This window comes from Paenibacillus enshidis (genome assembly GCF_042136365.1).
GTDB lineage: Bacteria > Bacillota > Bacilli > Paenibacillales > Paenibacillaceae > Paenibacillus > Paenibacillus enshidis.
The window spans coordinates 49,882-64,386 of the sequence record NZ_JBHHMI010000001.1 but is presented as its reverse complement, the minus strand read 5'-3'; the positions used below and the strand labels follow the sequence as shown (position 1 = coordinate 64,386).

General features: G+C 53.5%; 15 protein-coding genes. 2 read left to right on the top strand and 13 right to left on the bottom strand.

All coding sequences use genetic code 11. The annotated features are described in order from the left end of the window. The first annotated feature begins 64 nt into the window (after positions 1-64). Complete coding sequence (gene metE / locus ACE41H_RS00265) at positions 65-2,359, top strand: 5-methyltetrahydropteroyltriglutamate--homocysteine S-methyltransferase (protein ID WP_375352435.1); 2,295 nt, start codon at positions 65-67, stop codon at positions 2,357-2,359. A 78-nt stretch (positions 2,360-2,437) separates the two neighbouring features. Here metE and ACE41H_RS00260 read toward each other — a convergent pair whose 3' ends face one another. From ACE41H_RS00260 to hrpB, 9 genes are all read right to left on the bottom strand, one after another. Beyond that, positions 2,438-3,178 carry an SDR family oxidoreductase gene (locus ACE41H_RS00260; protein ID WP_375352433.1) on the bottom strand — a complete coding sequence of 247 codons (741 nt, stop codon included), beginning with the start codon at positions 3,176-3,178 and terminating at the stop codon, positions 2,438-2,440. Between the two features lie 189 nt (positions 3,179-3,367). Continuing rightward, positions 3,368-3,586, bottom strand: coding sequence for a YczO family protein (locus ACE41H_RS00255; protein ID WP_375352431.1), 219 nt, complete (start codon positions 3,584-3,586; stop codon positions 3,368-3,370). Positions 3,587-3,634: 48 nt separating this feature from the next. Then, complete coding sequence (locus tag ACE41H_RS00250; protein WP_375352430.1) at positions 3,635-4,105, bottom strand: DUF6376 family protein; 471 nt, start codon at positions 4,103-4,105, stop codon at positions 3,635-3,637. A 144-nt stretch (positions 4,106-4,249) separates the two neighbouring features. Next, the gene (locus ACE41H_RS00245; RefSeq protein ID WP_375352428.1) at positions 4,250-4,627 is read right to left on the bottom strand and encodes a DivIVA domain-containing protein; all 378 of its coding nucleotides are present in this window, start codon (positions 4,625-4,627) and stop codon (positions 4,250-4,252) included. A gap of 232 nt (positions 4,628-4,859) precedes the next feature. Beyond that, a complete protein-coding gene (locus ACE41H_RS00240) occupies positions 4,860-5,864 on the bottom strand; it encodes a Gfo/Idh/MocA family protein (protein ID WP_375352426.1) in 1,005 nt (334 codons plus the stop codon). 24 nt (positions 5,865-5,888) lie between these two features. Continuing rightward, a complete protein-coding gene (locus ACE41H_RS00235) occupies positions 5,889-5,966 on the bottom strand; it encodes a hypothetical protein (RefSeq protein ID WP_375353129.1) in 78 nt (25 codons plus the stop codon). Between the two features lie 44 nt (positions 5,967-6,010). After that, positions 6,011-6,412, bottom strand: a complete 402-nt coding sequence (locus ACE41H_RS00230) for a VOC family protein (RefSeq protein WP_375352425.1) — start codon at positions 6,410-6,412, stop codon at positions 6,011-6,013. 83 nt (positions 6,413-6,495) lie between these two features. Continuing rightward, positions 6,496-7,680, bottom strand: coding sequence for an acyltransferase (locus ACE41H_RS00225; RefSeq protein ID WP_375352423.1), 1,185 nt, complete (start codon positions 7,678-7,680; stop codon positions 6,496-6,498). Between the two features lie 200 nt (positions 7,681-7,880). Further along, a complete protein-coding gene (gene hrpB / locus ACE41H_RS00220; RefSeq protein ID WP_375352421.1) occupies positions 7,881-10,388 on the bottom strand; it encodes an ATP-dependent helicase HrpB in 2,508 nt (835 codons plus the stop codon). A gap of 90 nt (positions 10,389-10,478) precedes the next feature. On the opposite strand from hrpB, the gene gluQRS reads away from it, so the two are divergent. Continuing rightward, complete coding sequence (gene gluQRS, locus ACE41H_RS00215; protein ID WP_375352419.1) at positions 10,479-11,474, top strand: tRNA glutamyl-Q(34) synthetase GluQRS; 996 nt, start codon at positions 10,479-10,481, stop codon at positions 11,472-11,474. On the opposite strand, the gene ACE41H_RS00210 is transcribed toward gluQRS, so the two are convergent. The 4 genes from ACE41H_RS00210 to ACE41H_RS00195 form a co-directional block, all read right to left on the bottom strand. After that, a complete protein-coding gene (locus tag ACE41H_RS00210) occupies positions 11,471-12,280 on the bottom strand; it encodes an SDR family oxidoreductase (protein WP_375352417.1) in 810 nt (269 codons plus the stop codon). The two genes, gluQRS and ACE41H_RS00210, sit on opposite strands and share 4 nt — an antisense overlap. A 110-nt stretch (positions 12,281-12,390) precedes the next feature. Further along, positions 12,391-12,759 carry a winged helix-turn-helix transcriptional regulator gene (locus ACE41H_RS00205; RefSeq protein WP_375352416.1) on the bottom strand — a complete coding sequence of 123 codons (369 nt, stop codon included), beginning with the start codon at positions 12,757-12,759 and terminating at the stop codon, positions 12,391-12,393. A 130-nt stretch (positions 12,760-12,889) separates the two neighbouring features. Continuing rightward, positions 12,890-13,729, bottom strand: coding sequence for a hypothetical protein (locus ACE41H_RS00200; RefSeq protein WP_375352414.1), 840 nt, complete (start codon positions 13,727-13,729; stop codon positions 12,890-12,892). 12 nt (positions 13,730-13,741) lie between these two features. Further along, positions 13,742-14,494, bottom strand: coding sequence for a vWA domain-containing protein (locus ACE41H_RS00195; protein WP_375352413.1), 753 nt, complete (start codon positions 14,492-14,494; stop codon positions 13,742-13,744). Positions 14,495-14,505: the final 11 nt, after the last annotated feature.

Genomic DNA, 14,505 nt, shown 5'->3' with positions numbered 1-14,505 from the left:
ATTTACAAGATATGTTATCTTTCTCTTATCGATTCGAACATGGAAGACAGAGGAGAGAGCGTATATGAAAAGCGGCAACTTGGGCTATCCCCGTATCGGGCAGGACCGGAAATGGAAAAAGGCGCTGGAGGCCTATTGGTCCGGCCGGCTGGAGGAAGAGGAGCTGCATGCGGAGCTGAGGGCGATCCGTTTGCGGGGGCTGCAGACCCAGAAGGAAAAGGGTATCGACGTCATCCCGGTCAGTGATTTCACTTATTACGATCATGTGCTGGATACGGCCGTCATGTTCGGTCTTATCCCCGAACGCTTCGGTTATGCCGGAGGCGAGCCGGATTTATCCGTATATTTCGCTATGGCTCGTGGTACCCGCGAAGCGACAGCATGTGAAATGACGAAATGGTTTAATACGAATTATCACTATATCGTACCAGAGCTTGAAGACACTGAGCCTAAACTAACCAAAAACAAACCGCTCAACGCCTATCTCGAGGCGAAGGCAGAACTTGGCATCGAGGGCAGGCCGGTCCTTGTCGGGCCGTACACATTTCTAAAGCTGTCCAAGGGCTACGCAGCGGAGCAGCTTGGGAGCTGGATCGACCGGCTGCTGCCGCTGTACGGGCAGGTGCTGCGCGAGTTGGAAGCAGCGGGAGCGGAATGGGTGCAGATCGATGAGCCGAGCCTGTCCACGACGCTCGAGGCGGAGGAGCTGAAGCACGTTTCCCACATTTACGACAGGCTGAGAACGGAGGCGCCCGGCATCAAGCTGATGCTGCAGACGTACTTCGAAGCAGTCGACCATTACGAGTCGGTCACCGCGTTGCCGGTCCACGGCATCGGTCTGGACTTCGTGCACGATGGCGGGCGTAATCTGCAGGCCATACGCGATTATGGCTTCCCTGTCGATAAGCTGCTTGGTGCGGGCCTGATCGACGGACGCGGCATTTGGCGGGCGGACCTGGAGAGCAAGCTGGGGACGCTAATAGCGCTGACCGGCCTCGTTGCCGCCGATCGCATCATCGTGCAGCCATCCTGCAGCCTGCTGCATGTGCCCGTCAGTGCCGAACAGGAGGCGGCACTTGAGCCAACGCTGCGCGAAGCACTTGCCTTCGCCGACGAGAAGCTGGAAGAGCTTGCGCTGCTGGCAAAGGCGGGCCGTTCGGGCCAGGATGCGATCCGCTCCGAGCTGGAAGCGGCCAGCCGGAGTCGCATTGCGCTGCAGCGGTCCCCTTCCCGCAACAGCAAGCGGGTGAATGAGCAAACCGCCGGCCTGGCTTCGCAGTCTGCATCCCGTTCGGCAAGCTTCGCAGAACGGCGTGAGGCGCAGCGGATTCGCTGGAACCTGCCCTTGCTGCCAACGACGACCATCGGCAGCTTTCCGCAGACACCCGAGATTCGCAGCGCCCGCAGGAAGTGGCGCAAGGGGGAATGGAGCGGTGCGCAGTATGAAGCTTTCATTCAAGCGGAAATCAAGATCTGGATCGGACTGCAGTCGGAGCTTGGGCTCGACGTGTTCGTGCACGGCGAATTCGAACGCAACGACATGGTCGAGTTTTTCGGCGAGAAACTGGCCGGCTTCGCTTTTACGGCGAACGGCTGGGTACAATCCTACGGCTCGCGCTGCGTAAAACCTCCGATCATATATGGTGACGTTGAGCTTACGGAGCCGATGACCGTCGCGGAGACCGTGTTTGCCCAGTCATTGACGGATGCGCCGGTAAAGGGAATGCTGACCGGTCCGGTTACCATTCTGAACTGGTCGTTCGTACGGGATGACAAGCCGCGGGAGGAGGTTGCTTATCAGATTGCGCTGGCGCTGCGCGAAGAAGTAGAGGCGCTCGAGGCTGCGGGGATTGGCATGATCCAGGTGGATGAGCCGGCGCTGCGCGAAGGGCTGCCGCTCAAGCGGGAGTATTGGCCAGCCTATCTGGATTGGGCCGTTCGTGCGTTCCGCTTGTCCACCGCAACGGTGAAGCCAGAGACGCAAATTCATACACATATGTGCTACAGCGAATTTCATGACATCATTGAAGCGATAAGCGCCTTGGACGCCGACGTGATCTCCATTGAAACCTCACGCAGCCACGGAGAGCTGATTGAAAGCTTCGAGGAGCAAACGTACGAGAAAGGTATCGGCCTCGGTGTGTACGACATCCATAGCCCCCGCGTCCCGGGGCCCGAGGAAATGACGGTTATGATCGACCGTGCCCTGCGGGTGCTGTCCCCTGATCAGTTCTGGATCAATCCGGACTGTGGCCTGAAGACACGAAAGGCAGAGGAAACGATCGCTGCACTGCGCAACATGGTGCAAGCCACCAAACAGGCTCGCGAGAAATATGCCTTTGAGGCCACGGCTGACTAGAACTCAAAAAATGAGACCGCCGTTTATAGGTGGTCTCATTACTTATACAACCAAGGAAGAGGGGACTCAGGAAGAGCCTTAGTTAAGTCCTCCGTTCACATGCAAGGTTTGACCTGTCACCCATTGGGATTGATCACTAACTAGAAATTCAATAACGTTTGCAATATCCTTAGGTATACCGATACGGCCAAATGCATTCATACTTTTCATGAACTCGATTTCTTCCTCCGTCTTCCCTTCTTTAAAATGTTCGGTAAAAACAGGACCGGGCGCCACTGCATTAATGGTTATTTGCTTGGGGCCGAATTCCTTCGCGAGCTGACGAGTGAGTTGTTCAACCGCCCCTTTTGTGCCCGTATATACACTCATTTCAGGAAACATTAGTTTTGTTCCGGCTGTGGAGATATTAACGATTCTTCCGTTGTTCTCCATATGTTTCATTGCTTGTTGACAAGCAAAGAAGATACCTTTTACATTTACTGCGAATTGTTTATCGTACTCAGCCTCTGTTACCTCGGCAAGGGGATTGGTTATCATCACTGCCGCATTATTGATTAGAATATCCACTCTGCCGAACCTGGCCAGTGCTTTTGCGAACATTTCCTCGATCTCATGAACCTTACCGAGATCAGCATGAACCGCTATCGCATCACCGCCCTTTTGAATAATAGCTTCCACTACCGCTGCTGCTTCATCTGGACTACTGGAATAATTGACAATCACTTTAGCACCTAAATCGGATAACTGCTCGGCTATGACACGTCCAATTCCTCTGGAAGATCCAGTAATAATCGCTACTTTCCCTTTTAATTTATCCATGTGTTTTTTACCAACTTTCCGTTTTTATTTAAAACATAAATCTTTAGTCGAATTCTAACATTTAGAATTCTAACTGTCAATATTCTAAATTTATCCGCTCTTGTTGACAAGTACTGACAGTTGTTGCAAATTGAAAAGACTCTCCAGGCTGGGAGAGTCTTTTATACATAGAAGGTTTGTTTCGAAAAATCACTTATACTTGTTCTCGCTGGAGGATTGATGCTTAGTTTCCCCATGGCGATTTTCTTCCTGCTGCTCTATCGTCAAGTCTTCCATCGGAATCGGGTCCACATTTAGCTCGCTTTCATAAAGGTCAAACAAACTTGGCTGATCGGTCGGATACTGCTCGGGATGATCGCGGTTGCCCAGTTGCTGCAGCTTTTCCGCTTGTTTTTCGGATTGGGACATCGTTTTCGCCTCCCTGGTATCGTGGTATTGATGAAATACAACAAAATCTCAACCGCCCAGCTGATTAATCTGGCCCTTCAATTCCGTAATTTGCTGAATCAGCTGCGCAATTTCGGTTTGCTGCCAGGCTTCAATGGTAAATCCCTGCTGCTCCATTCGCTGCAGGAAAGAATCTGCCGCTTCACTCAGGGATTGGGCATAACCGCTGATTTCCCCATGGATGGATTGTGCATATTCGGGCGCCTCTACCTGTGTAAACTGCTGTGCCTCGTCACGCAATGCCTGCAGCTGATTTTTCAGGTCTGCGAGCGCCTGCGGGTCGGATACGGCCTGTTCCGCTAAACCTTGCAGCTCCGTGCCAGCCGTGCTGATATCCGTAACAAATCCGGTTGCTTCATTCGCGTAATTCAGGGATTGATTGACACTGTCAACAGCACCGCAGCCAGCTGCCAGCGCAAGACTGATTCCCATAACGACCGCTGCAGCCGCCTGTCCGATTCTTCTCTTGCGGATTTTCATGTGCAAGCACTCCTCTGCATCAAAGTTTATGAATGCTTACGGGTGGGATCTCTGAACGTTTCAAATAGTCCGCCAAGAGCTGAAGGCAGTCCGCGCCGCCGCCGAAATATGTGTACCGGAAATTACGATAATTATCATATCCTTTCACTCCGGGAAGTAGTCATTTTCTGGCCGCAAGCGTACCTTCAGCAGCCGCAGGCTGTTTTCCATTTGCATAACAACCTCCTCAAGCTGCTTGCGGTCAATCGTATTAAAATCGGAAGCCGGCTTGGGGGCGCTTTTCATTTCCTTGATTAAAGCCTGCTGTTCCTGCCATTTATCCATCAAATCCGCGATATTGGCATAAAAGCGTTCATAATCCTTAATGACTTCATCCAAAAAGGCATCGACTTCATCCGGATCATAGCCGCGCATTTTGGTTTTAAACTGCTTTTGGTGAATGGAAAGCGCGTCCATTTGTATACCAAGCTGCTTAAAAAGCTGTTTTTGCTTTTCTAATCTGCGTTTCATATATTCATCCATCAGTACGACCTCCTTAGCTTCTTTTATTTTTATAACATATTTCGACACGGGAATAAAACCGAACCTCTCCCGCAGCGCTTGGCCTTACGGGATGTGAAAGACTATAATGATATGTAGAAGCGTTGAGTTTACAAAGTAGGCTGTCCAGCGGACAGCCTGTTTAAGCTCACTTATTTTCGCTCTTCATCCTCTGTTTTATCTGATACAACCAAGAAAAGTGGCAATCGGCAGATCAGCCCACAACAATTCTCTTTCGGCTTCCAGCCGATTCAAGACAGGCGTCAATCACCTTCATATTTAAAATGGAATCCTCCGGCTCATAAGGCAGCGGCGTTCCATCCAATACAGCAGCAGCGAACGCTTCGGCCTGCAGTTTGAAGGAGTTATGGCCCTTCAGCCTTTCCTCGCGGGTCATCGTTCCCACATGGACGAAGATTTGCGGAACGACAGACGTCTTCTCCCAGCCGAACATTTTCGGCATGGCGATCGTGCCTTTCGTTCCCAGGATTTCCATGTTGGAACGACTTGCAGCCCACATGCCGCAATCGAAAGTAAGAGTAATGTCTCCCGGAAACTCCACTAGCCCGGAGGCCATCATATCGACACCGCCGTGCTTCTCGGAATACAGCGCACGCACACTCACGGCCTCCGGCTCGCTCTTCAAATACATACGTGCAGCTGAAATCGGATAGACCCCCACATCGTAAATAGAACCGCCGCCCATCTCCTTGTTAAAGCGGACATTATCCTGCTGATCAGAGCTGTTGAAGGTGAACGTACAGTGGATGCTGCGAATCTCGCCAATCTCGCCGCTGGCGATGATGTCTTTAATACGCTGATGCTTCGGATGATAACGGTACATGAATGCTTCGGCGAAGAGCACACCCGCCTTTTTACAGGCTTCAACCATTTCGGCGGTGTCGACGGCGCTCAGAGAGGAAGGCTTCTCGCACAGTATATGTTTGCCTGCCTGGGCCGAGCGGATTGTCCATTCCTTATGCAGATGATTGGGCAGCGGTACATAAACCGCCTCAACCTCCGGGTCCTGCAGCAGCTCCTCATAGCTTCCGTACGATTTTTCTATATTATACTGCTTGGACATCTCCAGCGCTTTATCCGCATTCCGGGACGCAATGGCGACGACCTCTCCCCGCTCCGATTCCTGTATGGCCGGAATCACGGCTGTTCTTGCAATATCCGCTGTACTGATAACTCCCCACTTCAATTTCCGGGTCATCTTCCTCATCCTTCCCGTATTGGTTTAGTAGTTGTCCTGTTCAGCTTTGTGCAATATGCCGAGACATCTCTCCAAGTCCGCCTTGATCTGCTCCTTGTACAATTGTGAACACAATCTTTTAAAAGACTATTTTATTTTTGCAGAAATCACATGTCTTTACTTAACTCCAACAAATCCCACTGATTCCCGTATAGATCTTTAAAAACGGCAACCGTACCATAAGGCTGTTCAATGGGCTCACGAATAAATTCGATTCCCTTTGATCGCATATCCTCATAATCTCTCCAGAAATTATCGGTGTTCAAGAATAGAAAAACTCTGCCACCCGTCTGGTTTCCTATAAACTCCTCCTGTTCCGGAGTCGATGCTTTTGCAAGCACTAATGTGGTCCCCACTGAACCTGGCGGCGATATTACAACCCATCTTTTATCTTGTTCGGGTTGATATGTATCTTCCACTAAAGTAAAGTTCAGCTTCTTTGTATAAAATTCGATGGCTTCATCATAATCCTTTACGACAATAGCGACATGGACAATGGATTGAATCATGTTGTGGCCCCTTCCATTAAAGAGAGATAGTATAGGTTCATCATACTATACTTTTGGGACGAAATCGAAATCAGTACTAACAGTTAAGCTTGCCCCGGCAAGCCTGTCGGCTTGCGTGCCGTTGTGGATGGCCGCCGCGTCTGCTGCCCCACCGTCCAGCGCCCCAAGGGCAGCCGGGACAGCAGCCAGACGCCTCCCGCTGAGAGCAGAGTGCAGAGCACAAAGGAAATCAATACTCTGACTGTGACATTCCAGCCAGCAAACCACTGCTGGTCAGGCAGGTAGGTAAGCCTCAGCATTAACGGATGCATCAGATATGCACCATAAGAAACCGTGCCCAGCCAGGAAATCCAGCGCACCACACTAGAGCCTGTGGCAGTGATAGCCATGGCTGTCCGGTATACCGCAAAAATCAAAACGATACAGTACACTGCCATCAACGGACGCAGCAGCGATACCGAATTGAAGCCGATGAGCAGTCCTTCATCGGTCTGAAAGGTTCCGATAAGTCTGAACAGCAGAATGCCGGTCAACAGCACAAAGAGGCTCCAGTAAACCCATCCAATTTTACGGACCCACTCGTTCCAGCGGCTTATGTTCATGCCGGCGGACGCGCCAAGAAAGAAATAGAACAGGAAATACAGGACGTTCCGGTCAGCATAAACGGTAAACATCGGTGTCAGCACCGGGATATCCGCCGCCTCGAACAGACGGGAAATCGGGCCAATGCAGAACATAAGTCCTGTGTACAGCAGACCCGCGACGATAATGGCCGCCGGACCCATTCTAGCCGGAATGGCGGTTGCAATAACACGAAACGCTTTCCGCAGCAGCGGAAATAGCAAATAACATTGAATAATCATGACGATGTACCATAAATGGTAGCTTGTTTTGCCGGTCAGCAGCTTTTGGCCATACAGCAGCAGCGCATCCCAGCCCCAGCCTCCTCCTGAGGCGAGCACATTGCCGACTTCAAAGACCGCAGACCAAATTATATAAGGCACGACAATATCTTTAAAACGCTTGGCAAGAAATGTTCCATAGGAAAATCTGCCATCGTAGTTGTAAAACAGCACCAGCCCGGTAATAAAAATAAACACAGGCACCGCAAATTTCGCCGCAAGCAGCAAAATCGCCATCAGCACCCCATCCGTCAGGGTAACCCCCGGCACAATAGAATAATGCGCTATGGAATGCTGCAGCACCACGGCTGCAAACGCAAGGCCACGCAAAACTCCGATCTCCGGCACTCTCTCCTTTTTGCTCATCGTTTTCCCCCAACTCTCTCGATGTCTACCCATTCATTATAATCGCTGTTCGTATTTCGTAAATGAAATGAGCATCGGAAAAAGCACAAAACATTTTCCATGTTACATTTTGGTCAAAATGAGGTGACCGAGAAAAGGGCCGTCCCCGTCGTTGACATGACCAATGGGATGACCCCTTTTGAAAGCTATGAGATTCTGAGCTATTTTCCCGGTCTGACCCTGTTGGTCGGAACGGCCTGCAAAGGATCATCCGGCCAGTAGTGCTTCGGATATCTACCCTTCAGATCTTTTTTCACTTCAAAATACGCCTCTTTCCAGAAGCTTGCAAGGTCTGAGGTCACCTGCACGGGACGCTGCGCAGGGGACAGCAGGTGCAGAACGACCGGCACACGCCCTCTGCCGAGCCGGGGGGTTGCACTCATGCCGAACAGTTCCTGCAGCCGGACAGAGAGCGCCGGGGCATCCGGATTGCTGTAATCCACGGGGATGTTGGAGCCGCTTGGCACACGGATATGGGTCGGAGCCTCACGGTCAAGCTCCTGCCTCCGCTCCCAGCTGAGCATGCCGAGCAGAAGGCCTTCCACATGCAGCTTCTTCAGATCGGACAAGCTCCGCACCCCCTGCGCATATGGCAGCAGCCACTCCTCCAGGGCAGTCAACAGATCGGCATCCTCCGCTGCAGGCCAGTCATTCAGCTTGCGGTGCATAAAAATGAGGCGCTGCTGCAGCTGCCGCGCCGCTTTCGTCCAGGTCAACAGCTCAAGTCCGCGCTCCCGTAGCCCATCCATCCACGCTGCGGCAATTTGGTCCTGCGGGGAATTTTCGTACGCCAGCTCTTTCAGGACGATGGCGCCAAGCCTGACGGTTTTGCGCGCCCGTACACTTCCCGCGCCAGCGTCCCAATACACCGCCGTCTCCTCGTTGATCAACGCGGGCTGATGCTCCGTCAGCTCCCGTTCCTCGACAGGCGCAGCAAGCCTGATGGTCCCGTCCGCGCCCGCATCCTCAACCGAAGCAGCTACCAAATACTCCGACCTGGACAGCATTTCTTCACCGGCAAGCCTGACTCCGCGACCGCTGCTCAGCAGATATTTGCCGCCGCTGCGGGAACGTCCGATCCGGTCGGGATAAGCAAAGGACAGCAGCAGCCCGCAGGAAGCAGGCTTCAGATCCTGGCTCCGCTCACCTATAACAGATTTAAGCCCTGACAGCAAATGGCGGCTGTTTTGCACAATCCGGCTCAGCAGCTCCCGGTCAACGGAAGCATTGGCCTCCAGTTTGCGCGGGCTGTCGGCAAGGCTGCTCCAGATCCTCTCCATGCGGGGACGCAGATCGGCCCCGGATTTGAACGGATCGCGCTCCTGCAGCAAAGCCGCCAGGCAGCACGCCTGTCCCGCATATCCCAGCTCCGCGGCCTTGAGCAGCATGTGGCCCAACCGGGGATGAGCCGCCATGGAAGCTACTCTTTTTCCATGCTCCGTGATTTTTCCATCACGAAGACAGCCGAGCCGTTCCAGCAGCTCCCCCGCCTGTCTGAGCGCAGGCGCGGGGGGAGGATCGATCCAGTCGAGCTCAGTTGCATCCTCCGCTCCCCACAACGCTGCTTCAAGCACGAGGGGAGCCAGATCAGCCGACAAAATTTCCGGCCGTCCGGCATCGGTAAGCCCCCCGTGCTCCTCCATGCTCCATAGCCGGTAGCATGTGCCGGGGCCCAGCCGCCCTGCTCGCCCCCGGCGCTGATCCGCCGAAGCCTTGGACACCTTGACCGTTTCGAGCCGGTTCATGCCTGTGCGCGGGGAAAATACAGGCTCACGCCGCAGTCCGCTGTCCACGACGACCGTCACGCCCTCGATTGTAAGACTGGACTCGGCAATAGAGGTGGCGAGCACGATTTTGCGCTGTCCCGCCGGTGAAGGGCGCACCGCCTGATCCTGCTCTCCCAGCGAAAGAGCGCCGTACAGCTTGCGCACATAGGTGCCGGACGGCAAACCGCGGGCCATAAGCTCGGCTTCAGTCCGGTGAATCTCGCGTGCTCCGGGCAGAAATACGAGCACATCTCCCTCATGCCTGGGAAGCAGCCTCGTTATCTGCTCCACCACAAAGCTTTCCAAAGGAGCTGCCTTCGGCTTCGGGACGTAGACTGTCTCCACCGGATAGGTCCGGCCTGAGCTCTGCAGCAGAGGCGCTCCGTCGAGCAGGCGGCTTACCGGCTCCGTCTCGAGCGTAGCCGACATGACCAGCAGGCGCAAATCCGGCCGCAGCAGATTTTGTGCCTGCAGGGCCAGGGCAAGACCGAGATCGGCATGCAGGCTGCGTTCGTGAAATTCATCAAATATGACCACCCCCGCTTCTTCCAGCGCCGGATCTCCCTGCAGCATCCGGGTCAGAATGCCCTCGGTGACAACCTCGATACGCGTGGACGGGCCGATTTTGGTATCCATGTGCACCCTGTAGCCGACCGTTTCCCCGACTTTTTCTCCCAGGGCATCAGCCATACGGGCTGCAGCCGAGCGGGCGGCCAGCCGCCGCGGCTCAAGCATAATGATTTTTCTGCCATCAAGCCAGGTCTCTTCAAGCAGGGCCAGTGGAACCACGGTCGTTTTGCCGGCGCCCGGCTCGGCGACCAGCACGGCGGAGGGCCTTTTCCGAAGTGTATCCTTTATTTCTGGCAGTATATGATAAATGGGAAGTTCTTTTTTCAATGTCATCTTATCCTTCCTGTCCTGTCCGCATGCAATCCGGAGGCGCTCACTTTATAATAGGGTTATGTAGTTCACATCTTGAAACGGGGTGTACAAATGAATGATTGCACATCTACGATCAGAGGCCGCTTCGCCCCCACACCATCGGGGGTGATGCATTTTGGCAACGCAAGGACGGCGCTGCTCTCCTGGCTGCAGATTCGCGCCGCAGGAGGCGCCTATGTTATGCGGATTGAAGATATCGACATGACCCGCTCGCGCAGCCATCTGGTCAAGGCCATCCTGGAGGATTTGCAATGGCTGGGCCTGGACTGGGACGAAGGGCCTGATAAAGGGGGGCCTTTCGGGCCATATACGCAAAGCGAAAGGCTGGAGCGATATGAGGCGGCTCTGAACAAGTTGTATGAGCAAGGGCTGCTCTATCCCTGCTTTTGCAGCCGGGCGGATATTTTGGGGGCAGCCAGCGCGCCCCATGGGCTTGCCGGAGAAGGCCCGGCATATCCCGGAACCTGCCGCTGTCTCAGCAAAGAAGAAAGAAAAGAAAAAGAGAGGCATAAAACGCCCTCTCTGCGGATGAAAGTTCCGGACGAACCGGAGCGTGTCATCATTTTTTACGATCAAGTGGCAGGAAGCGTATCCGTCCCTGCCTCCGCTGGCGGTGATTTTATTGTGAAGCGCGCGGACAGCATGTACTCCTATCAGCTTGCCGTAGTGGTGGATGACGCCGAGATGGAGATCACTCATGTCCTGCGGGGAAGCGACCTGCTGGATTCCACACCGCGCCAGCTGCTGCTATATGAAGCGCTGGGGCATACCCCGCCCAGCTTTGCGCATGTACCACTCGTATATGGCCCGGACGGACGCCGCCTCGCCAAACGGCATGGAGGCATTGCCCTGCAGGCCATGCGCGAGCGTGGCGTCCGTCCCGAGACGGTTGTCGGCTGGCTTGCCTTCATGAGCGGCCTTGCTCCCGAGCCTCTTCCTATTACGGCAGCAGAACTGGTACCGCTCTTTGATATGAGCAGACTGCCTGCAGAGCCGGTAAGGCTGACCGAGGAGAACATGCGGGCGCTGCAGGCCTATTCCTCTTAAAACAACAGCGACTCCGCTCCGTCGATGACAATCTGCGCCCCCGTAATATGACTGGATTGCCTCGATGCCAGGAAGCACACGAGATCAGCCACCTGCTCCGGCTGGCCCGGGCCACCCGCCAAAGGCTGTCCTCCCTCCGGAAATTCAACGGGAATGACGATTTCTTTCAGATCTTCTGCCTTTATCGTGGAATCATCGATATTGGTGGAGATCGCCCCCGGACAAATGACATTAACCCGGATGCGGAATTTCGCTAACTCCAAAGCCGCCATTTTGGCAAATGCGGTCTGTCCGGCCTTGGATGTGCTGTATGCGGACATGCCAAAGCTGGTAAAACGTGTATTTCCGTTAATCGAGCTCGTAATAATGATGCTGCCCCCGCCCTGCTTTTTCAAATGGGGGACCGTGTATTTCATCGTCAGGAAAGTCCCGTCCAAATTGGTGGACAGCGTCCTGCGCCAGTCCTCGATACCGATCTCTTCAATAGGGGCGACCACACCGTTAATGCCGGCGTTGGCGAAGACAATATCCAGCCCTCCGTAGAGCTCAACCGTTTCGAGCACCGCTTTTTCCACCCGGAGCGGATCGGAAATATCCACTTCAAAGGCACGCGCGGCCCCTGTGCGGATGCTGTTAATCTCCTTCTCGGTTGTCTTGGTGCGGTCATGGTTCAAGTCAAACAGGGCAACATTGGCTCCTTCTTTTGCCAGCCGCAGCGCAGCGGCCTTGCCAATTCCCGAAGCCGCACCTGTAACGATGGCCGTCTTCCCTTCAAACGCGGCTCCAACGGCCACAGAGTAGCTCATATGTACACGCTCCTTTTATATATAATGCTGAGAACAGCCGTATTCTCAAGATTACCCAAAAAGAACCCCTATATAAACTCTCCTGAACCCGTTTGAATGAAACATAGCCGCTAAATATTTTGGCTTTCCGTGAGTTTTTGCGAATTTATTTGCTCATACTGCGTTCCCCAGTCTTTCATCAGCATAATAATTGGCTTTAAGGTCATTCCGAATTCAGTCAGCGAATACTCCACCTTCGGTGGGACTACAGGATACACTTCCCGGTGCACAACTCCGTCTTCCTCAAGCTCGCGCAGCTGCAGTGTCAGCATACGCTGCGTCAAACCCGGCATTAACCGCCGGAATTCATTAAATCTCTTTGTGCCGCTCATCAGATGGTACAGAATAATCCCCTTCCATTTGCCGCCGATCACATCGAGCGTAGACTCCACCGGACAACCGGCAGGACAGGACCCATAACCGCTTTTTCGATTTCGCATATCGCCGCACTCCTCCTTCTCCATAACAATTTTTTTCGTTATTCAGTATAAAAAGTATACTACACTACTTAACTTTGTGCAAAAAACGCCGGCAGCGGATTTATGCTGCCGGCGTTAGCTCATACTCAGGTTATTCATTCCACTGCAGCTCAAGAAAGGCAGCGTCATCATCCAGACCATCCGTGTGTCTGGAATCAAGCAGAATTTGAATCTGGTCATCCGGAAGCTGCTCCCGGATCGGGTCGAGGTCGGCCAAGCCGTCCGTATAAATCTGTAGTCTCATCTGTTCCCCCGCCGACAGTCTGGTCTCATACCAGTGCGGCTGCCCGCCTACTGGCCCGCGGACCGTTGACCAACGCTCTGCGGTGCGGAATGTATCCCCGAAAATATCCCCAGCTTCCTCCGTGCCCTTCCACAGCCTGATCCGGGAATCCCCTTGCCAGGCCAGCGTCATTTTCCCTTTCCTTCCACGGGACGGAAGCTCGATTCTACCGCATATGTACATCGTTTGGCTGCCCTGCCTGCGTTTCTCTTCAAGTACATTGCGAAGCAGATCCGACCTATGGGGGATCGGTTCTTTCTCCAGCTCTTCCGCTGCAGACACAGCCCACAGCCGAAGACATTCGTTCAGGCGTGCAGGGTTCAACTCGGTATCGGCATTAAGCCAATCCAGCAGGGATTGCCCCAGATAACGAGCCGCGAACTCCCCGCGGTAGCTCATCCCCACTCCGTCGCATAACACAAAGGTGCACACGGGACCTTCCATTTGGAGGGCGGCAAAGTCCTGACCGCTTTCTCCTGCATTCGCAGAGTCGGACGAACGGCCATAACCGTATCGGCAGCGGAATCTGCTTTCATAACTGCTGAGCGGCTGTTCTGAGGTTTGGGAGCTTATATAAGTAAAACAGTCTCGCTTCATCAAATCCCCTCTTTTTTTGACCATGGAGAGCAGGGACAGCAGTGGCTTCATGCCATAACCTCCTTACCTTACAGGTGTGGCAGCCGACATCTGGAATCCGATGGACACCAGCTCGGCACATGTCCCCGGCAGCATCATCATTGCGCCTTTGCCGAGTTGGTAGTCGGCTTCGAACATCATTTCCCGGTAGCTTTCAGGCAGGACGGAGGACATGTTTCTCAGCTTGTTCGCATGCTCGTCCTGCAGCATCGTTTCGGCCGTAATACCTTTCCAGCGGCGCGGTTCCGGAATCGGGGCATCCAGCAGCTTGTCGGATATGAAGATATTTTCCACGAGCACATTCCCGTCAGGCACGCTCATATTCATAATTCTTTTGGCAATCGGCTCCGGATCATCACCCGTGGATACACCGTCCGTCATATGACATACCAAGGGTGCCGGACAATCCTTCATATGGGGGATTTCAGCCTGTAAAATCCGTTCAGCCTGCAAAAACGCCTTGGCGGAATCCGAGAACCGCTTCGGCGTCAAATCCGGCAGCGAACCGATGGCGGCAATCTCGTCAATGCCTTTAATTCCGTTCAGCAAATCATAAACGTCATCACTGTATGCCAAAAGCGCGATCCGGTACCTTGGAGTAAGCCTGTTGCCCTTGGTGGACCGGAAAACCATCTGGCGTATCGCCAGAGAAAGCGCCTCATAGACGACGTCCATACGCCGCCTTCCATCCATAAGCATATTCATGGAGGCACTGATATCTACCAAATAAATAATTAAGGCAGGGGTGCGTTGGGATGCCTGAATACTGTAGTTCATACGACTATTGT

Coding starts and splice junctions, on each gene's coding strand:
- metE (WP_375352435.1), top strand. CDS start 65: ATGAAAAGCGGCAACTTGGGCTATCCCCGTATCGGGCAGGACCGGAAA.
- ACE41H_RS00260 (WP_375352433.1), bottom strand. CDS start 3,178: ATGGATAAATTAAAAGGGAAAGTAGCGATTATTACTGGATCTTCCAGA.
- ACE41H_RS00255 (WP_375352431.1), bottom strand. CDS start 3,586: ATGTCCCAATCCGAAAAACAAGCGGAAAAGCTGCAGCAACTGGGCAAC.
- ACE41H_RS00250 (WP_375352430.1), bottom strand. CDS start 4,105: ATGAAAATCCGCAAGAGAAGAATCGGACAGGCGGCTGCAGCGGTCGTT.
- ACE41H_RS00245 (WP_375352428.1), bottom strand. CDS start 4,627: ATGGATGAATATATGAAACGCAGATTAGAAAAGCAAAAACAGCTTTTT.
- ACE41H_RS00240 (WP_375352426.1), bottom strand. CDS start 5,864: ATGACCCGGAAATTGAAGTGGGGAGTTATCAGTACAGCGGATATTGCA.
- ACE41H_RS00230 (WP_375352425.1), bottom strand. CDS start 6,412: ATGATTCAATCCATTGTCCATGTCGCTATTGTCGTAAAGGATTATGAT.
- ACE41H_RS00225 (WP_375352423.1), bottom strand. CDS start 7,680: ATGAGCAAAAAGGAGAGAGTGCCGGAGATCGGAGTTTTGCGTGGCCTT.
- hrpB (WP_375352421.1), bottom strand. CDS start 10,388: ATGACATTGAAAAAAGAACTTCCCATTTATCATATACTGCCAGAAATA.
- gluQRS (WP_375352419.1), top strand. CDS start 10,479: ATGAATGATTGCACATCTACGATCAGAGGCCGCTTCGCCCCCACACCA.
- ACE41H_RS00210 (WP_375352417.1), bottom strand. CDS start 12,280: ATGAGCTACTCTGTGGCCGTTGGAGCCGCGTTTGAAGGGAAGACGGCC.
- ACE41H_RS00205 (WP_375352416.1), bottom strand. CDS start 12,759: ATGCGAAATCGAAAAAGCGGTTATGGGTCCTGTCCTGCCGGTTGTCCG.
- ACE41H_RS00200 (WP_375352414.1), bottom strand. CDS start 13,729: ATGAAGCCACTGCTGTCCCTGCTCTCCATGGTCAAAAAAAGAGGGGAT.
- ACE41H_RS00195 (WP_375352413.1), bottom strand. CDS start 14,494: ATGAACTACAGTATTCAGGCATCCCAACGCACCCCTGCCTTAATTATT.